General features: G+C 65.5%; 15 protein-coding genes. 10 read left to right on the top strand and 5 right to left on the bottom strand.

What is annotated here, in order from left to right:
* Nucleotides 1-654: 654 nt before the first annotated feature.
* Nucleotides 655-1,836, top strand: coding sequence for a Ppx/GppA phosphatase family protein (locus M2319_RS08600; protein ID WP_454557347.1), 1,182 nt, complete (start codon nucleotides 655-657; stop codon nucleotides 1,834-1,836).
* Nucleotides 1,833-2,549, top strand: a complete 717-nt coding sequence (locus tag M2319_RS08605) for an RlmE family RNA methyltransferase (protein WP_264601052.1) — start codon at nucleotides 1,833-1,835, stop codon at nucleotides 2,547-2,549. Before M2319_RS08600 ends, M2319_RS08605 begins: the two co-directional genes overlap by 4 nt.
* A gap of 288 nt (nucleotides 2,550-2,837) precedes the next feature.
* On the opposite strand, the gene M2319_RS08610 is transcribed toward M2319_RS08605, so the two are convergent.
* A complete protein-coding gene (locus M2319_RS08610) occupies nucleotides 2,838-3,539 on the bottom strand; it encodes an SDR family oxidoreductase (protein ID WP_264601053.1) in 702 nt (233 codons plus the stop codon).
* 285 nt (nucleotides 3,540-3,824) lie between these two features.
* Here M2319_RS08610 and guaB point away from each other — a divergent pair, with 285 nt between their 5' ends.
* The 3 genes from guaB (at nucleotide 3,825) to gatA (ending at nucleotide 7,232) form a co-directional block, all read left to right on the top strand.
* On the top strand, nucleotides 3,825-5,327 hold the full coding sequence (gene guaB / locus M2319_RS08615; protein WP_264601054.1) for an IMP dehydrogenase: 1,503 nt from the start codon (nucleotides 3,825-3,827) through the stop codon (nucleotides 5,325-5,327).
* A 131-nt stretch (nucleotides 5,328-5,458) separates the two neighbouring features.
* Nucleotides 5,459-5,746, top strand: coding sequence for an Asp-tRNA(Asn)/Glu-tRNA(Gln) amidotransferase subunit GatC (gatC, locus tag M2319_RS08620; protein ID WP_264601055.1), 288 nt, complete (start codon nucleotides 5,459-5,461; stop codon nucleotides 5,744-5,746).
* Nucleotides 5,747-5,750: 4 nt separating this feature from the next.
* Nucleotides 5,751-7,232, top strand: a complete 1,482-nt coding sequence (gene gatA / locus M2319_RS08625) for an Asp-tRNA(Asn)/Glu-tRNA(Gln) amidotransferase subunit GatA (protein ID WP_264601056.1) — start codon at nucleotides 5,751-5,753, stop codon at nucleotides 7,230-7,232.
* Between the two features lie 105 nt (nucleotides 7,233-7,337).
* Here gatA and M2319_RS08630 read toward each other — a convergent pair whose 3' ends face one another.
* On the bottom strand, nucleotides 7,338-7,826 hold the full coding sequence (locus M2319_RS08630) for a hypothetical protein (RefSeq protein ID WP_264601057.1): 489 nt from the start codon (nucleotides 7,824-7,826) through the stop codon (nucleotides 7,338-7,340).
* Nucleotides 7,827-8,147: 321 nt separating this feature from the next.
* Here M2319_RS08630 and M2319_RS08635 point away from each other — a divergent pair, with 321 nt between their 5' ends.
* Nucleotides 8,148-8,435, top strand: a complete 288-nt coding sequence (locus M2319_RS08635; protein WP_264601058.1) for a hypothetical protein — start codon at nucleotides 8,148-8,150, stop codon at nucleotides 8,433-8,435.
* Between the two features lie 41 nt (nucleotides 8,436-8,476).
* Here M2319_RS08635 and M2319_RS08640 read toward each other — a convergent pair whose 3' ends face one another.
* Complete coding sequence (locus M2319_RS08640; protein ID WP_264601059.1) at nucleotides 8,477-9,640, bottom strand: DUF2235 domain-containing protein; 1,164 nt, start codon at nucleotides 9,638-9,640, stop codon at nucleotides 8,477-8,479.
* A gap of 119 nt (nucleotides 9,641-9,759) precedes the next feature.
* Here M2319_RS08640 and M2319_RS08645 point away from each other — a divergent pair, with 119 nt between their 5' ends.
* Nucleotides 9,760-11,187: a DUF2779 domain-containing protein gene (locus M2319_RS08645; RefSeq protein WP_264601060.1), complete on the top strand. Its 1,428-nt coding sequence runs from the start codon at nucleotides 9,760-9,762 to the stop codon at nucleotides 11,185-11,187.
* 171 nt (nucleotides 11,188-11,358) lie between these two features.
* On the opposite strand, the gene M2319_RS08650 is transcribed toward M2319_RS08645, so the two are convergent.
* Entirely contained in the window at nucleotides 11,359-11,697 is a 339-nt protein-coding gene (locus M2319_RS08650) for a hypothetical protein (RefSeq protein WP_264601061.1), read from the bottom strand.
* 293 nt (nucleotides 11,698-11,990) lie between these two features.
* Nucleotides 11,991-15,713 carry a vitamin B12-dependent ribonucleotide reductase gene (locus tag M2319_RS08655; protein ID WP_264601062.1) on the bottom strand — a complete coding sequence of 1,241 codons (3,723 nt, stop codon included), beginning with the start codon at nucleotides 15,711-15,713 and terminating at the stop codon, nucleotides 11,991-11,993.
* 602 nt (nucleotides 15,714-16,315) lie between these two features.
* Here M2319_RS08655 and M2319_RS08660 point away from each other — a divergent pair.
* The 3 genes from M2319_RS08660 to M2319_RS08670 all read left to right on the top strand — a co-directional run bounded on the left by M2319_RS08660 (nucleotide 16,316) and on the right by M2319_RS08670 (nucleotide 18,506).
* Nucleotides 16,316-17,029, top strand: coding sequence for a response regulator (locus tag M2319_RS08660; RefSeq protein WP_264601063.1), 714 nt, complete (start codon nucleotides 16,316-16,318; stop codon nucleotides 17,027-17,029).
* 169 nt (nucleotides 17,030-17,198) lie between these two features.
* Nucleotides 17,199-17,597, top strand: a complete 399-nt coding sequence (locus M2319_RS08665) for an NADH:ubiquinone oxidoreductase subunit NDUFA12 (RefSeq protein WP_264601064.1) — start codon at nucleotides 17,199-17,201, stop codon at nucleotides 17,595-17,597.
* A gap of 150 nt (nucleotides 17,598-17,747) precedes the next feature.
* Entirely contained in the window at nucleotides 17,748-18,506 is a 759-nt protein-coding gene (locus tag M2319_RS08670) for a class I SAM-dependent methyltransferase (protein WP_264601065.1), read from the top strand.
* The last annotated feature ends 527 nt before the right edge of the window (nucleotides 18,507-19,033 follow it).

The raw sequence follows: 19,033 nt of genomic DNA on the forward strand, positions 1-19,033 counted from the left end.
CACCCTGTCCTTTGCCTGCTACACTTGTCGGCAACGGGAAATATCGGCGTCGCCGCGCGCGGTCTCTCGCGCGGTCGGTGACGCGAGAGGATAAAATTGAGTGACACGGGTGACGGTCCGCCGCCGGCGGATCGGGATAGGCCCGGTGACGGCGCGCGGATCGGCGTGAACGATCTCGCGTGCGGCAAGGCCGAGGCAGCCGGCGGAGCCGGCGCTGAACCGGGGCGCAAGCATCGCCGCCGCAAGAGAAGGCGTGGCAAGGCGGCGCATGGGACCGGGCAGGGGGCGTCGGCTGTGCCGGCGGGAGAGGCTGCGCGCGCGATGCAGCACTCCCGGCCTGACCAGCCCCGGCAGAACCAATTCCAAGACACTGAGAACGGACCGGCCGCGGCGAACGCGTCGACGAGCGCTGCTGCGGGGGGCGATGCTTCCGGCATCGATCCTGCCAATGGGCCGGGCAACGCCGTTGACCAGCCCCGACATGGCGGCCCGGACGGCGTCGCGTCTTCCGGGACCGGCGGAAAGCGCCGCCGGCGGCGCAACCGCGCAAGGCGGCGCCTGAAGGAGGCCCTCAGTCAGGAGCAGGCGCGGGCCCGCGAGGAAAGCGCGGCGGAAGAGCCCGTCGTTGCTCCCGTCCTGAAGGACCCGGGGCCGGTGCCGGACCTGCCGGGACCCGAAGAACCGGTGGTCATTGCCGCCGCCGACCCCGTGCCGCCCGCCGATCCCCCCTTTCCCGAAAAGGCGCCGGATGCCGGGCGGCCGAGATATGGTCACGGCGGCTCGCGGCCGCCTTCCGGCAATGGCAAGCGCGCCCTTTATGCTGCCCTTGATCTCGGCACCAACAACTGCCGGCTGCTCGTTGCCGAACCCCAGGAGCGCGGGTTCAGGGTCGTCGATGCGTTCTCGCGCATCGTCCGGCTCGGCGAGGGCGTCCAGCGCACGGGCACGCTCAGCGACAACGCCATGGAGCGGGCGATCGAGGCGCTGCATGTGTGCCGCAAGAAGCTGACGGACCGCGGCGTGGAGCGGGTCCGGCTGATCGCCACAGAGGCCTGCCGGGCGGCCCTCAACGGCGAGGCGTTCCTGGAGCGCGTCCATGGCGAGACCGGCCTGACGCTGGAGATCGTCAGCCGCGAAACCGAGGCGCGGCTTGCGGTTGCCGGCTGTTCGACGCTGGTCGATCCGCAGGCCGCCGGCGTCGTCCTGTTCGATATCGGCGGCGGCTCCTCGGAACTCGTCTGGCTCGACCTGCGTGGCCGCTCGCGCGAGCGCGGTGTCGCGCTGACCCGCTTCATCCGCTCCTGGACGTCGATGCCGCTTGGCGTCGTCACCCTGTCGGAGCGTCATGGCGGGGTGCATGTCTCGCGCGCCGTCTTTGAGGACATGGTCGCCGACGTCGACACCCATCTCGACCATTTCGCCGAGGCCGCGCTCCTCACCAAGATCATCGCCGGCCGGCAGGTCCACATGCTCGGCACGTCGGGCACGGTGACGACGCTTGCCGGCGTCTATCTCGGCCTTGAGCGCTACGACCGGCGCCGGGTCGACGGCGTCTGGCTCGACGAGGACGATCTCGGCGCGATGATCACGCGGGTCGCCTCCATGAGCTATGACGAGCGGGTGGCGAATCCGTGCATCGGCGCCGACCGAGCCGATCTGGTGCTGGCCGGCTGTGCCATCCTGGAGGCGATCCGCCGGCGCTGGCCCTGTCCGCGCCTGCGCGTTGCCGACCGGGGACTGCGCGAGGGCATCCTCGTGGAACTGATGGCCGCCGACGGCGTCTGGCGGCGGCGACGCCAGCAACGGCGCCAGCGCAACCGGGGAGGTCCGTCATGAGCGGCAGGCGAAGCGGCGGTACTGGCAGTGGCAGTGGGGGCGGCCGCAACATCCACACCAAGGTGCGCGCCAACAGGAAGCGGACCGAATCCTCGCGCCGCTGGCTGGAGCGCCAGCTCAACGACCCTTACGTACAGCGCGCCAAGATCGAAGGGTTCCGCTCGCGCGCGGCCTTCAAGCTGATCGAGATCGACGAGCGTTACTCGCTCCTGAAGCCGGGCGCCCGGGTCGTCGACCTCGGCGCCGCGCCCGGCGGCTGGTCGCAGGTCGCGGCCGACAAGGTCGGATCGACGGATACCGACCCGCTGGTCGTCGCCATCGACCTCCTCGACATGGAGCCGGTGCCGGGCGTTATCTTCATGAAGAAGGATTTTCTGGACGACGACGCGCCGGACGCCCTCAAGGCCGCGCTCGGCGGGCACCCGGCCGATCTCGTCCTCTCCGACATGGCGGCCCACGCCACCGGCCACCGTAAGACCGACCATTTGCAGATCATGCATCTGTGCGAGGTGGCGCACGAGTTCGCCCGCGAGGTGCTGGCGCCCGGCGGACATTTCCTCGCCAAGGTCCTGCGCGGCGGCACCGAGCACACCCTGCTCGCCGCCCTGAAGCGCGATTTTTCGTCCGTCGGCCACGTCAAGCCGGCGGCGAGCCGGCAGGATTCGGCGGAACTCTATGTGCTGGCGCGGGGATTCCGGGGCGAGGGGGAATAGGCTACGATTCCGGTCCTATTCTCCGGCATTGGCTCCAACTCTGCCGTCACCCCGGCCGTAGCGGAGCGGAGAGCCGCGGGCTTTTGTCCTTGTCCCGACGTTATGCCGGGGCGCGTCACGGAGGCTGTTTCTGGATTGCTTCGCTGCGCTCGCAATGACGGTTTTCCCAAGAATTTCAACGTCATTGTGAGGAGGCCGTAAGGCCGACGCGGCAATCCAGTCCTGCCTTGCCAGGCGCTCCAGCGTCGATGCGGGCATCTGTCTGGCTTGATGTCCGACCGACGTTCCTCACGTCGAATGGGTGAAGCCGCCGTCGACCCGGATATTCTGGCCGGTGATGTAGCCGGCGCCGTCCGAGAGCAGGAATGCCGCCGTCTCGGAGATCTCCGTGAACCGGCCGTAGCGCGCCATCGGGATGCGGTTGAGGATCGCGTCTTTCGGCTCCAGGGACTCCATGAAGCCCGGCAGCACGTTGTTGATGCGGATGCCCTTGGCCGCGTGCTGGTCGGCGTAGAGCTTGACGAAATTGGCGAGCGCGGCGCGAAACACCGATGAGGTCGGAAAGGCGGCTTCCGGCTCGACCGATGAGAAGCCGGTGATGTTGACGATGGCGCCCCTGGTCTTTTCCAGGTGCGGTGTCGCCAGCCGGATGAAGCGGACGATCGCCAGGAAATAGACCTCCATGCCGCGCACCCAGTCATAGTCGGTCAGTTCCGCGACCGGACCCTTGGGCCCGTGGCCGGCGCTGTTGACGAGGGCGTCGATGCGCCCGTAGCGCTGAACGACCGCGTCGATGAAATCGGTGCAGGCATCGTGGTCGAGATTGTCGGCGATCATGCCGAAACCGCCGAGTTCGGCACCGAGCTTTTCGGCCTTGTCCGACGACGAGGAGACGGCGACGGTATAGCCCCTGGCAGCAAGGGTGCGGGCGATGTCGGCGCCCATGCCGCTGCCGGCGGCGGTGACGACGGCGATTTTCGGCTCGCTCATGGTCGGCTGGTCCCATTCAAGACGTCAAAAACCCTGCGGCCATCACCGGCGAGCGGCCCCGAAATGTCAAGCCGCCGGCGCGCTTGTTCGCGGCTTCATGGAAAAGCCGCAGAAAGCCCGTATACCGCGCTTTTCACCGGCCCGTCCGCATGGTAATGACCGGCGCCAATCCTTTCCGGAGTTGCCGAGTCGCCAGCCAGCCCAAGGGCTGGCCGACCGTGCTGCGAAGGATGCCATTCGGAGCGCTTTCCCGGCCCTTCGATCCAACACTTCGGGAGCTGGCTCATGCCGACATTCTACGAACCCGCGGGCAGCCGGGAAGCGCTGACCTTTGATGACGTCCTCCTGTTGCCGGGCCACTCGGAAGTGATGCCGGGCCAGGTCGATGTGAAGACGCGGCTGACCGCCACCATCGAGCTCAACCTGCCGATCCTGTCCGCCGCCATGGACACCGTGACGGAATCGCGGCTCGCCATCGCCATGGCCCAGGCCGGCGGCCTTGGCGTCATCCACCGCAACATGACGCCGGAACAGCAGGCCGAAGAGGTCCGCCAGGTCAAGAAGTTCGAATCCGGCATGGTCGTCAATCCCGTGGTCATCGGCCCGGACGCAACGCTCGCCGACGCGCTGGCGCTGAAGGAGCGCTACGGCATTTCCGGCATTCCGGTGGTGGAGAACGGCGGCACCGGCGGCCAGCATGTCGGCCGTCTCGTCGGCATCCTCACCAACCGCGACGTGCGCTTTGCCTCGGACATGGGCCAGAAGGTCTATGAGCTGATGACGCGGGAGCACCTGATCACGGTCAGCGAGAACGTCCGCCACGAGGAAGCCAAGCGGCTCCTGCACCAGCACCGCATCGAGAAGCTCCTCGTCGTCGACGACGACCGCAACTGCATCGGCCTGATCACCGTCAAGGACATCGAGAAGTCGCAGCTCCACCCGAACGCCTGCAAGGACGACCAGGGCCGGCTGCGCGCGGCGGCGGCGACCACCGTCGGCGACGACGGCTATACCCGCTCGGAACGGCTGATCGATGCCGGCGTCGACCTCATCGTCATCGACACGGCGCACGGCCACTCCCAGAAGGTGCTCGATTCCATCGGCCGCACCAAGGCGCTGTCCAACCGGGTCCAGGTGGTCGCCGGCAATGTCGCGACGGGCGACGGCGTCAAGGCGATGATCGATGCCGGGGCGGATGCGGTGAAGATCGGCATCGGGCCGGGCTCGATCTGCACCACCCGCGTCGTTGCCGGCGTTGGCGTGCCGCAGCTCACCGCAATCATGGATGCGGTCGAAGTGGCGGATGCCGCCGACATTCCGGTCGTTGCCGATGGCGGCATCAAGTTTTCCGGCGACCTGGCCAAGGCGCTCGCCGCCGGTGCGTCCTGCGCCATGGTCGGCTCGCTGCTGGCCGGCACCGACGAAAGCCCCGGCGAGGTCTATCTCTACCAGGGCCGCAGCTACAAATCCTATCGCGGCATGGGCTCCGTCGGCGCCATGGCGCGCGGCTCGGCCGACCGCTATTTCCAGGCCGAGGTGCGCGACAGCCTGAAGCTGGTGCCGGAGGGCATCGAGGGCCAGGTGCCCTACAAGGGCCCGCTCGGCAGCGTGCTGCACCAGCTCGCCGGCGGCCTTCGGGCGGCGATGGGCTATGTCGGCGCGCCGGATCTGGCCTCGTTCCGGGAAAAGGCCCGGTTCGTCAGGATCTCGTCCGCCGGTCACCGGGAAAGCCACGCCCACGACGTCACTATCACCCGCGAAAGCCCGAACTATCCGGGCAACCAGTAGGCACCGCGGCATGCCGGTTCTTGCGGGGGTTTTTGCCCCGGTGCTATAGCCCGGTGTGAGGGACCCGTGTGAACGACCGTTTCGGGCGCGCCTCCCGTTGCCTCGCGCCCGCCATCTCTTTTGGAGCATCCATGTCCGTCGATACCGCCACCGTCAAACGCGTCGCGCACCTGGCGCGGATCGCCGTCACCGAGGAAGAGGCCGAGAAGATGACCGGCGAGCTCAACGCCATTCTCGGTTTCGTGGAGCAGCTCGACGAGGTCGACGTGACCGGCGTCGAGCCGATGACCTCTGTCGTCGCCGTCACCATGAAGAAGCGGGCGGACGGCGTCACCGACGGCGGCTATCCCGACGACGTGGTCGCCAACGCGCCGGAGACGGAAGACCATTTCTTCGTCGTGCCGAAGGTCGTGGAGTAAGCCGATGACCGATCTGACGGAGCTGACCGTTTCCGAAATCCGCGACGGCCTTGCCGCCAAGGATTTCTCCGCCCTGGAACTGACCGACGCCTACCTTGCGGCGATTGACGCCTTCAACGGGCGCTTCAATGCCTATGTGGCGGTGACGCCCGATGAGGCCCGCGAGATGGCGATCGCGTCGGACGCGCGGATCGCCACCGGCGAGGTCCGGCCGCTGGAGGGCGTGCCGGTCGGCGTCAAGGACCTCTACTGCACCAGGGGCGTCCACTCCCAGGCCGGCAGCCACATCCTCGACGGCTTCAAGCCGCCCTATGAATCCACCGTCACGGCGAACCTGTGGAACGACGGTGCGGTGATGCTCGGCAAGCTCAACATGGACGAGTTCGCCATGGGTTCCTCCAACGAGACCAGCTATTACGGCCCGGTCGTCAGCCCGTGGAAGTCGCGCGAGAGCAACGCCGACCTCGTGCCCGGCGGCTCGTCGGGCGGCTCGGCGGCGGCCGTCGCGGCGAACCTTTGCGCGGCGGCAACCGCAACCGACACCGGCGGCTCTATCCGCCAGCCGGCCTCGCTGACCGGCACGGTCGGCATCAAGCCGACCTATGGCCGCTGCTCGCGCTGGGGCATCGTTGCCTTTGCCTCCTCGCTCGACCAGGCCGGGCCGATCACCCACACCGTGCGCGATGCGGCGATGATGCTGAAGTCGATGGCCTCCGTCGACGCCAAAGACACCACTTCGGTCGATATCGAGGTGCCGGACTACGAGGCGGCGATCGGCCAGTCGGTCAAGGGCATGAAGATCGGCATTCCCAAGGAATACCGGGTCGAGGGCATGCCGGCGGAGATCGAGACCCTGTGGGCGAAGGGCCGCGACTGGCTGAAGGATGCCGGGGCGGAGATCGTCGACATCTCGCTGCCGCACACGAAATATGCGCTGGCTGCCTATTACATCGTGGCGCCGGCCGAGGCCTCGTCGAACCTTGCCCGCTATGACGGCGTGCGCTACGGCCTCCGGGTGCCGTCCGACGAGATCATCGAGCAGTATGAAAAGACTCGGTCCGCCGGCTTCGGCGCCGAGGTCAAACGGCGCATCCTGATCGGCACTTATGTGCTCTCGGCCGGCTATTACGACGCCTACTACCTGAAGGCGCAGAAGGTCCGAACGCTGATCAAGAAGGACTTCGAGGACGTCTTTGCCGCCGGCGTCGATGCGATCCTGGCCCCGGCAACCCCGTCCGCGGCCTTTGCCGTCGGGGCCATGGACAATGCCTCGCCGGTTGAGATGTACCTGCAGGACATTTTTACCGTCACCGTGAACATGGCCGGTCTGCCGGGCATTTCCGTCCCCGGTGGGCTCGACGCCTCCGGCCTGCCGCTCGGCCTGCAGCTCATCGGCCGCCCGTTCGACGAGGCGACGCTGTTCCGCGCCGGCCAGGTCATCGAGGATGCCGCCGGGCGCCTGCGGCCGCAGAAGTGGTGGGGCTGAGCGCCCGCGCCTCAAAAATTCACCGGAAAACAAAAACGCCGCGCGGCCGGATCGGCTCGCGCGGCGTCTTGATTCCGCGGAAAGGTCGGGCCGGCGGCGTCGGCGCTACTGCGCTTTGGCGGCGGCGTCGCAGGGCGTGTAGGTGCCGGTGATGTATTCGAAGTTCGGCACCACCTCGTCGGCCTGGTCGTCGGTCTGCTCGCCGTCGTTTTCCGGCACCGGCGTCAGGCTGAGGGCGACCTCGCCCATGACGAACTCGTTCTGCGACTGCACCCGCAACTCGCCGTTCTGTTCGCGGATGACGGACAGCATGTCCGGGCGGGTGATGCCCGAATCGTCGCCGCAGGAGACCAGCACGGTCACCGTACCGTCCTTGCCGCCCCAGAAGTCGCGGTAGGTGCAGCCGAACTCGGTACCAAAGATGCCGGTCTTGTCGAGCACGAGGGCGCCGGACTCCTCCCGCGCCGCCTGGTCTTTGCACGCGGCGGGATCGGTGGCGTATGTCTTGTTGAAGAAGTCGGGCATCTGACCGGCCAGCGCCGGCAGCGTCGTCCCGGTAAGGATCATGGCAACGAGCGCAGTCTTTCGAAGCATGGAAAACCACCTGAAGGGTTCGAGAAACGGTGCGGGATTATTAGGCAAGTTTTTGGCGTTGCCAATGGCGAAATGGCGGCGAAAAAGAGGCGCCGTCAGGGGTTTTTCGCGCCCGGGCATGCGGCCGTGCGAAGACATCGCAAGAAAGGCCGTTCCGGCGTGACCGGGCCGCTTGCACTGCGATTGCCGGTGGGTCCGTTCGGGAGCAGATTGGGGGCGCTTCAGGCCGACGCTCTCGTCGCGGAGCAGCACCCCATAGGACCATGATGCGACAGGTGTCGTTTCCGGGCCCGACGATGCAAAGACAAGGGGATGAATGTGATGACGGTCGACGAATTCGCAGCCACGCTTGACGCCGGCACGCCGCCGGCCGGCCTGTCACCGGCGCTCCTCGGCCTGTGGCATGCGGGACGGGGCGAATGGACGACGGCGCACGAGATCGTTCAGGACGACGACGGGCGCGACGCGGCCTGGGTCCACGCCTGGCTGCACCGCGACGAGGGCGACACCTGGAACGCCGGCTACTGGTACCGCCGCGCCGGCCGGCCGGTATATTCCGGTGCGCTGGACGAGGAGTGGCGCGAGATCGCGGAAGGGCTGCTGGGGTGAGGGGTTATCTTGCCTTTTGAGGTTCCTGAGCGGCTCCCCCATCACGCCTCGATTTCATATTTCTTGGGGAAGTTCACCGGGTCGTAGTCGGTGTCGCTCCGCCGGTCGACAACGGATTTGTGGATGCGGGGGACGACCGCGTCGTTGTCGATCATGCGCGGCTCGGCAAGCGGCAGATAAAGGCCTCCCAACCGCCGTCGCGGCCATTCCATCCACTTTGCGTCTTTCGGCACGTATTCGAGCGGCTGCCAGCCCCATGTGAGCGAGTCGTGGGCCCTGGCCTTGTGGTCGGGCCTGACGTAGACGGTCTTTGCGCCCATTCGCGGCTTGCCGAGGACGATGTGGTTCCACATCGGAGTATTGACGCTGAGGCCGCTGGCCTTGGCTTCGCGCAGCATCCAGTCGAGGGGGAACTTCGCCAGCCCGCTTTCCGCCTCCGGATAACCGCCGCCGACGTCCGAATGGCAGCCGGCGAACCAGACCTGTTTGATGTCCTGGAGGGTTGCAGGGGCCTTTTTGTCGAACGGGTTGCGTTTGAAGGGTTGCGGTTCGATCCATCGATTGAGGCGGAACATCGCCCGTCTTTCGTCGATCGCCATGGCGTGGCGGACGATTTCGACACTCGGATTGGTCCGCGTGTGGACCAGCATCTGGAGTTGCGGGACCAGGCGATCGGGCCGGGGAGTGATGATCGACGACACCGTATCCCAGATGCCGAGGAACTTGATGCGAACACGCGTGTTGCTTCCCGCGATCTTGGCAAAATGCCAGGAAATGGTGAATTCGCCTTCCTTGCTCGTTTGCTTGAAGGCGCGAAAGGCATAGTTCGCGATGTTGAGCTGGTCGACGGGGAGCAGTCCGACGACGTGGACGAAGGCGGCAAGCACGCGGACCGTGTAGGCACCCCGGCTGAAGCCGAACAGGAAGATCTGGTCGCCTTTTTCGTAGTTGCGGCACAGGAAGTCGTAGGGGCCGAGCACGTCGTCGTCGAGGCCGTGGCCGGTCGCCAGTTCGAACACCGATTTGACGTTCTGACGGTAACGCGCCCAGGCGTCGCTCGAGCCGACCGTTCCCACGCCGGCATTGTAATAGACGCGCTGGGCATCGTTCTTGCGGCAAACGCGAAACAATTTCAGGACATTCGACAGATTTTCTTCGATCTGGTTTCCCGTGCCGTCGCAACAAATGACGATGTTTTTTCCCATGCACCGGCCCCAATTCGAAATACCCTGTATCCCTTTTCGGTCGCCCAATTAGATCAATAATTGAAATCTCGATCAATTGCCCGGTAGGGTGGTTTTTTCGGAGAGCTGTGGGCGGCGCAATGTTGTCGAAGTCGGATTTCATTCAGTATCTCAATTGCCCGAAGTCCCTCTGGCTCAAGCAGCACAAGCCGGACGCCTATCCCGAGGACGATTCCTCCGAATACCCGGGAAAGCTCGCCGCGGAAGGCTATCTGGTGGAAGGTTATGCGCGGCAACTGGTCGAGGGCCGACCGGATTCCGGGCGCTTCTCATTCCAGACCGTTTTCGAGACGGAAGACGGTCTTTATGCCCGCGTCGACATGCTCCGGAAAAACGAGGACGGCAGCGTCGATATCTTCGAGGTCAAGTCGTCGACGAGCGTGAAGGGCGACACAGCTCACGATCACCTGAAGGATGCGGCCTTCCAGACGATTGCGGCGGGAAAGGCAGGGCACGACGTCAGAAACGTCTTTATCGTTCACCTGAACAAGGACTATGTGCGCGATGGAGAGATCGACCCGCAGGGCCTTCTTGCTTTCGCCGACGCGACAGAGCCGGTCAAAGGCCTTTTGAAAGAGACGGAGCTGGAAATCGCCGGGGCATTGGCGCTGCTCCGTGAGCCCTCGATCGACGAAAGCTCCTGTAGTTGTCTGGCCCTATCCCGTGCGCATCACTGCGAAAGCTTCGACTATTTCAATCCGGCCGTGCCGGAATTCTCGATCTACTCCCTTCCGAACTTATCCGCATCAAAACGGGCGACCTTCGTGGCCGAGGGGCGGTTCGGCCTCGATCAGATCGAGCCCGGGGAAGTCACGCGGCTGCAAAAACCGGTCCTCCACGCCCACAATGTCGAGAATCCTTATGTGGATCTGGCCGACATCGATAACTTCCTCGATGTGTTGGAGTATCCGCTCCATTTCCTCGACTACGAGACCTACGCATCGGCAGTTCCGATCATGAACGGAATGGCGCCGCACGAGCCGCTGCCGTTTCAGTTCTCGTTGCACGTGCTTCACGACGACGGCCGGCTCGATCATGTCGAGTATCTGGCCGACCGGCCGCAACGGCCGCTTCCTCTGGTGGAAGCCCTGGAACAGGCAGTCGGCGCGGCAGGATCCGTGATCGTCTGGAACAAGCGGTTCGAGAACGGACAAAACGAGCGCATGGCGAAAGCCTTTCCGGAGAAGAGGGCATTTCTACTGGGTGTCGTCGACCGGACCGTCGATCTGAGGGATGTTTTCAAGACGGGCTACGTCGATATCCGGTTCAATGGCTCGACCTCGATCAAGAAGGTCTTGCCGGTCGTCATTCCGGAATTGAGCTATGAGGGAATGGAGATCGCCGACGGCACTGCGGCGATGGATGGCTGGGAAAAGATGCTCGGTGAGAGCGACCCGGCAAGGCGCGAACACCTGCGGCAGGCGCTTTTGACCTATTGCGAGCTCGACACGCTCGCGATGGTGCGCATATTCCAGTTTGTGGCAGCTCGCGACTTTCGCAGCGGATAGAGCGAAGTCGCACCGGCCGGCGCGGCACGGCTCGCTCGGAAAAAGGATCGGCAGGACATCGGCGAAGCGCCGTTGGGGGAGGGGCGTCGCTGCTCGGCGCCCCCTGCGTCACGCCCAACATGATTTCAGGACGTTGGTCCGTTCAGGCTCCTCTTTGGGCGACCAGTGCAGTCAGGAGGAGCAGTTCTTTGCAATGATGGCTTGCTGCACCGCTTGTCGCTCACCCTTCAGGCGCGCGATTTCGGGGGCGATGTTGTCGCCTGAAAGCGACGAGACCGGAAGACCAATAAGGATTACCCCGACCGTATCGTTGGATCTCGCTTTCTCCTGCTGCTTGGCGGCAACGGTATAGGCGTCGGTCAGACGTATATCTTCTTCGTTAAGTTGCTCGCAGGTATAATCGCGGTACTTTAGATCGCTCACATAGGCGGGAGAAATACTTTCTGGGGATTTGGCGCAGGCGGCAACGGCTAAAGTCGCGAAAAACAAAATAAATCTATTTATCATCATGCGTCCTCTCCGGTGTCGCATTCAATCAGTTCCCCCTGCTTCGGTCATCCTTTCCAGCGTTGCTATTAGGGAAACTTGGTAGTGACATTCTGTCCGGAAATGAGCTTCGGCACGGGCGCGCAGGTGGCGGCGTCTTCGTGCAGCTTCGTCCGGCGCCGTGGGCCGGATTTCGACACAGCATGGCGGTCCTCAAAACAAAAAGGCGGCCCTGGGGCCGCCTAGTCTGGACGCACCGGGAGGTGCGTCTTCGCCGGAAAGGGCCGCCGGCGTTGGTGCCGGCGGCTGGCTGTTCCTTAGCTGCAGCCGCTGGTGGCGCCGCAGGTGTCGCATTTCAGGCAGGTGCCGTTGCGGACCATGGTGAAGTTGCCGCATTCGCCGCAGGCCTCGCCCTCATAGCCCTTGAGGCGGGCAAGGGCGATCTGGTCGGCCTTCGGCGCGGTCTCGGCTTCCATGGGGGCCTCGTCGGCGCTGAGTTCGGCCTCAAGCTCCTCCTGCAGGTCGCGCTTGAACGCGGTGGCCGCGGCCTGGCCGGAGGCCGCCGTCGTCGACGCGGAGCTCTTCAGGCTGGTCACGTTGCTGCCCGAAGCCGTCGTGCCGCCGCCGGCCTCGCCCTTCGGGTCGCCGGAGCCGGAGAGCACCCGGAAGCGCTCGGTGCGGCCGCGCACCAGCCCCTTGGAGACGACGTTCTCAGCAGGCTTTCCTTCGGCAACGCCGGAACCCATCGCCGTGGAGCCGATGTCGTTCGGGTCCACATGGGCAAGGTCGTGGCGGCCGAGATAGGAGACGGCCAGCTCGCGGAACACGTAGTCGAGGATCGAGGTGGCGTTCTTGATCGCCTCGTTGCCCTGCACCAGGCCCGCCGGCTCGAAGCGGGTGAAGGTGAAGGCGTCGACATATTCCTCCAGCGGCACGCCGTATTGCAGGCCGAGCGAGATGGCGATGGCGAAGTTGTTCATCAGCGACCGGAAGGCGGCGCCTTCCTTGTGCATGTCGATGAAGATCTCGCCGATGCGCCCGTCATTGTACTCGCCGGTCCTGAGGTAGACCTTGTGGCCGCCGACGATCGCCTTCTGGGTGTAGCCCTTGCGCCGGTCGGGGAGCTTTTCGCGGTCGCGGATGTGGCGCTCCACGATCCGCTCCACGATCCGTTCGGCCACGGCCGCCGCGCGGGCATTGGCCGGCTCGGAGGCGACCATCGCCTCTGCCGCGTCCTCCGCATCGTCCTCGTCCTCGGCAAGGAGCTGGGAATTCAGCGGCTGCGACAGCTTGGAGCCGTCGCGGTAGAGGGCGTTCGCCTTAAGGGCCAGCCGCCAGGACAGCTCGTAGGCGCTCTTGCAGTCGGCGACGGTGGCGTCGTTCGGCATGTTGATGGTCTTGGAGATGGCGCCGGAGATGAACGGCTGGGAGGCCGCCATCATGCGGATGTGGCTTTCCACCGACAGGTAGCGCTTGCCGATGCGGCCGCAGGGATTGGCGCAGTCGAAGACGGCAAGGTCGTCTTCCTTCAGGTTCGGCGCGCCTTCCAGCGTCATCGCCCCGCAGCAATAGACATTGGCGGCGTCGATGTCGGCCCTGGAAAAGCCGATGGCGGCCAGCAGGTCGAAGCCGGGATCGTCGAGGGAGGCGGCATCGAGGCCGAGGGTCTCCACGCAGAAGGTCTCCGTCAGCGTCCACTTGTTGAAGCAGAACTTGATGTCGAAGGCCGAGGCGAGGGAGCCCTCCACGGTCTTGATGGCGTCCTCGGTGAAGCCCTTGGCCTTCAGCGTCTCGTGGTTGACGCCGGGCGCACCGGCAAGCGTGCCGCGGCCGACCGCATAGTCGACGATGGCGCGGATGTCGGCCTCGCCGTAGCCGAGGGTGGCAAGGGCCTCGGGAACCGCCCGGTTGATGATCTTGAAGTAGCCGCCGCCGGCCAGCTTCTTGAACTTGACGAGGGCGAAGTCCGGTTCGATGCCGGTGGTGTCGCAGTCCATGACGAGGCCGATGGTGCCGGTCGGCGCGATGACCGTCGCCTGGGCGTTGCGGTAGCCGTGCTCCTCGCCGAGCGCGAGCGCCCGGTCCCAGGCCTGGCAGGCCGCGTCGACCAGACGGCGGTCCGGGCAGGCGTCGTGCTCCAGCGGCACCGGCGGCGTGTTGAGGCCTTCATAGCCCTCGACCATGCCGTGGGCGGCGCGGCGGTGATTGCGGATCACCTTCAGCATCGCCTCGCGGTTCGGCTCGTATTGCGGGAAGGCGCCGAGCTCGCCCGCCATTTCGGCGCTGGTGGCGTAGGAAACGCCGGTCATCAGCGCGGAGATGGAGCCGGCAATGGCGCGGCCCTCGTCGCTGTCGTAGGGGATCGCCGAGGACATCAGGAGGCCGCCGATATTGGCAAAGCCGAGGCCGAGCGTGCGGTACTGGTAGGAGAGTTCGGCGATGCGCTCGGACGGGAACTGCGCCATCAGGACGGAGATTTCCAGGACGACGGTCCACAGCCGGACGGCATGCTCGAAGGAGACGACGTCGAAGCGCTTCGCCTGATCGCGGAACTGCATGAGGTTCAGCGAAGCGAGATTGCAGGCCGTATCGTCGAGGAACATGTACTCCGAGCACGGATTGGAGGCGCGGATTTCGCCGCCGGCCGGGCAGGTGTGCCAGTCGTTGATGGTGGTGTGGAACTGGATGCCCGGATCGGCCGAGGCCCAGGCGGCGTGGCCGATGTCTTCCCACAGGTCCGAAGCGTTGAGGGTCTTGGCGACGTCGCCATTGGTGCGGCGGATCAGGTTCCAGTCGTCGCCGTTCTGGGCGGCTTCCAGGAACTCGTCGGTGACGCGCACCGTGTTGTTGGAGTTCTGGCCGGAAACCGTCAGGTAGGCCTCCGAATCCCAGTCGGTGTCATAGGTGTCGAACTGGATCGAGGTGTAGCCCTGGCGGGCGAACTGGATCACCCGGCGGATGTAGTTCTCCGGCACGCCGGCGCGCTTGGCGGCGCGGATTTCGCGCTTCAATGCCGGGTTCTTGGCCGGATCGAAGCAGTCGTCGCCGGGGCCCTGGCAGTTGATGCAGGCCTTCATGATGGCGTTGAGGTGCCGGTTGCAGATCTTGGAGCCGGTGACGAGGGCGGCGACCTTCTGCTCTTCCTTGACCTTCCAGTTGACGAATTTCTCGATGTCCGGATGGTCGATGTCGCAGACCACCATCTTGGCGGCGCGGCGGGTGGTGCCGCCCGACTTGATGGCGCCGGCGGCGCGGTCGCCGATCTTCAGGAAGCTCATCAGGCCGGAGGAGCGGCCGCCGCCGGACAGCGGCTCGCCTTCGCCGCGAAGGGCGGAGAAGTTGGTGCCGGTGCCGGAGCCGTATTTGAACAGGCGCGCCTCGCGCACCCACAAATCCATGATGCCGCCGCTGTTGACGAGATCATCGCCGATCGACTGGATGAAGCAGGCGTGCGGCTGGGGATGCTCGTAGGCGGTCAGGGAGCGGGTCAGCTCGCCGGTGCGGAAGTCGACATAGTGGTGGCCCTGGCTCGGGCCGTCGATGCCGTAGGCCCAGTGCAGGCCGGTGTTGAACCATTGCGGCGAGTTCGGCGCCACCTTCTGGGTCGCCAGCATGAAGCGGATTTCGTCGAAGAAGGCGCGGGCGTCGTCCTCGCCGTCGAAATAGCCGCCCTGCCAGCCCCAGTAGGTCCAGGTGCCGGCAAGTCGGTCGAACACCTGCTTGGCGGAGATTTCAGAGCCGGCGCGCTCGGCCTCGGGCAGTTCGGCGAGCGCCTCGGCGTCGGCCTCGGAGCGCCACAGCCAGGACGGGACGGTGTTTTCCTCGACCCGCTTCAGGCGCGCAGGCACGCCGGCCTTGCGGAAATATTTCTGGGCGATGATGTCGCTGGCGACCTGCGACCACGCCGCAGGCACCTCGATGTCGGCCAGACGGAAGACGATCGAGCCATCCGGATTCCGGATCTCGCTGGTGGTGGTCCGGAACTCAATGTCCGCATAGGGAGAACGCCCCTTGGACGTGTAACGCCGCTCGATCCGCATCGATTTGCCTCTTTCAATTCGCTTGTCTTCAGGCCGCGTCCGGACGTGCCGGACCCGTTGCCCGGTCCCCAAAACCCGGCGCCCGCATCTCTGTTTGAAGCCTGCTTAAACCCGATTCGCCGATCGGTTATCTAGTGTCTTATGCCGCCTCGAAACACTAAATATAGTGTTAACAGGGTTTGAAAGGCAAATCCTTTGTCACTCCGGAAGCGGCCCTTGACAAGGCACGCAAAATCCCCTGCCGGCGGCGGGTGGAAAACCCGCAGGTCGGCCTGAAAACCCCAGAAATCACAGGAACTTGCCGTACTCGTGCCGCAACGCCCGAAAGGGCTCTCGACGACGAGGGAAAAGCTAGTCTGACTCGGCTTTTGCCGTCAAGCGATAGTGGCGCCAAATCCCTAATCGGCTAAATATTGTGTATGGGCTGTGGAGATCGGTTTTCCGGCCGCGAAAGACGACTGTACAGGTGCGGAAAAAACGCGCCCGGGAAAGGGATTTGCGCCGATCGTTACAATTGTAGGCATCTTCTTGAACCGGGTTTAAGCCGGTTGTGGCAGGGTCACCGTCCGATAGTGTGAAACCCCGCAGCAGGCCTAGACAAAATGGCGCACCACACCGCGTTTCGGCGTCCGCCGGAAGACCTCGACGTGATCATCGTGGAGGACTCAAAGCCGATGCAGACCGTGCTCCGCTCGATCCTGATGCCGCTGCGCTTTGCACGCACCAGGGTGTTCGATTCGGCCGACGTCGCGCTGCAGGCCATGCTGAACGAGCCGCCGAGCCTGCTGATCACCGACTGGCGCATGCGCCCGACCAGCGGCTTCCAGCTGCTGCGCGCCATCCGCCACGAGCAGATGGCGCCGCTGTGCTACGTCCCGGTGATCTTCGTCACCGCGCATGCGACGCGGCCGCTGGTGGAAAAGGCGATGCGGGCGGGCGCCCATCATCTCCTTGCCAAGCCGGTCTCTCCGGCGCGGATGCACGAATGCATCTCCTGGGTGATCCGCGATTCGCGCGAGCTGCACGCCGCCGAGGACGGCACGGTCGGCATCGAGGGCGTGCGCGAGGCGTTCGACGCCCAGCACGAGCGGATGAAGACGATCAACCGGGCCAAGGCCTTCCACCAGCACATGGAGCGCCGCTCCAACGAGCTGCAGGGCCAGGTCGACCAGATCATGGGCAGCCAGGCCGTCGGCGCCGAGCCGGTGACGGCGACCAGCGCCGCCAAGGCGAAGATGCAGGTGAAGCCGGTGCTGCGCTCGCGCCGCGCCGGCGAGGCCGGCGAGTTCGCCGCGGTCAAGCGCCGCTTCGGCTGAGCGTCCCGTCGCGACAGGGGACGGCCGGGAAGGGACCTGCCCCCATGGCCGGCTCCCCGGTGATTCCCCGCACAAAAGCCGGCGGCGCGCTTCCCGCAACAGGTTCTGGACAAGCGCGGGCGCGGGCGGCATAGTCCGGCCCGTTGTTCCCGGAATTCGGACCTGTCCCATGAAGACCCTTCTTCTCCTCATCTTCACCTGGTGGAACCGCCAGACCGCCGGCACCTGGTTCTATACCTGGCGCAAGGGCGAACGCGTCGGCGAGGACGAATACGGCAACGTCTACTACCGGGCGAAGAACGCCGGGCCGCTCGGCGAGCGGCGCTGGGTGGTCTTCAGCGGTGTGGCCGAGGCGAGCGCCATTCCGGCAAGCTGGCACGGCTGGATGCACCACCGCACCGACCGGACGCCGGACGAGGAAAAGCGGGCGCCGTTCCCCTGGGAAAAGCCGCATCGCCAGAACCTGACCGGCACTGCCGGCGCCTACCGGCCGGCCGGCTCGATCCTCAACACCCGTCCGCGGGCCGAGGGCGACGGCGACTACGAGGCCTGGACGCCGGGCACCTGAGTTCGGGGCACCCCTTGCGGTATCGGGCACCTGAACCCGTCACCGTCCGGGCCCTGCCAACCTTCGTTCACTCGATCGTGATCCCGCCGACGGCGCGCTGCCGAGACCCGCGCCGGCCCGGCATGTCGTCTTCCTGAAGGAACACCCGCAATGGCCGACAAACAGACCTGGTCCGCCGAATCCTACGGCCGCGATGCCCGGTTCGTCTCCGATCTCGGGGCCGATGTGGTGGCGCTGCTCGATCCCAAGCCCGGCGAGCGGATCCTCGATCTCGGCTGCGGCGACGGAGCGCTGACGGAAGAGATCGCGGCGGCCGGGGCCGAGGTCGTTGCCGTCGATTCCAGCCCGGATTTCGTTGCCGCCGCAAAGGATCGCGGCCTCGACGCACGGCTGATGGACGGCGAGGCGCTGACCTTTTCCGGCGAGTTCGATGCGGTTTTTTCCAATGCGGCGCTGCACTGGATGGTGGATGCGGGCGCCGTTCTCGACGGCGTGTCCCGGGCCCTGAAGCCCGGCGGGCGCTTCGTTGCCGAGTTCGGCGGCCACGGCAACGTGGCGGCGATCGCGACTGCCATGGTCGCCATTGCGCGCCACCGCGGCGCCGATCCGGCACTGGCCCATCCCTGGTTCTTCCCGACCCCGGCGGAATATGCCGAACTGCTTGAGGCCAAGGGCTTTTCGGTGGAGACGATTTTCGCCTTTTCCCGGCCGACGCCGCTGCCGACCGGCATGAAGGCCTGGATCGCCTTGTTCCGGGACCCGCTGTTCCGCCAGTTCGGGCCCGAGCGCGAGGAGGCGCTCGACGAGGTGGAGGCGCTGCTTGCCCCGGCGCTTCGCGATTCGAGCGGAAAATGGCACGCCGACTATGTTCGGCTGCGGGTGGCGGCCTCGCTCAAACCCGTTTTTTAAAAGCGCTTTAAACGGTTTGACTGTGCGGACTTGCCATTTGGTCAGCCGCTACGTAAATAACAAAGTACGGATTTCCTTGTCCGGCCCAAGCTAACCGACCACGGGCGACGAGGGTGCGCGCGAGAATTTCCGCGTTGGCCTCAACGCGTTACGCGAACACCGACCGGCTCTCGGTCTCGCCCGTTCGACCAGCACCAACGGCTACAGGATCCGAAGGTTTTGCGCTTGCCGACGCCGGCAAATCGTCACAACGCACGGCAAGCGGGTTGATAGGTCGTGACCGGATTCCGGCGCGGCCACGATGCGGACGCCGCTAGACCAACAGCGGGTCAAACAAACACGAGGGGTCGCCAGCGCACGCCATGATGCATCACGCCACGGACAGTTTTGTGCGCGTGGTCGGGCGGCGCTCAGCCGGTCCGTGCGAGGCCGGCCGACTTCGTCGACGCCGACAGGGCTCGCGGCTCCTTTACCCCCATCCTGCCACAGACGGCATCGTCCCGGGAATCGCGGCGCATCAGCGCGCG

Source organism: Rhodobium gokarnense (genome assembly GCF_025961475.1).
Lineage (GTDB): Bacteria > Pseudomonadota > Alphaproteobacteria > Rhizobiales > Rhodobiaceae > Rhodobium > Rhodobium gokarnense.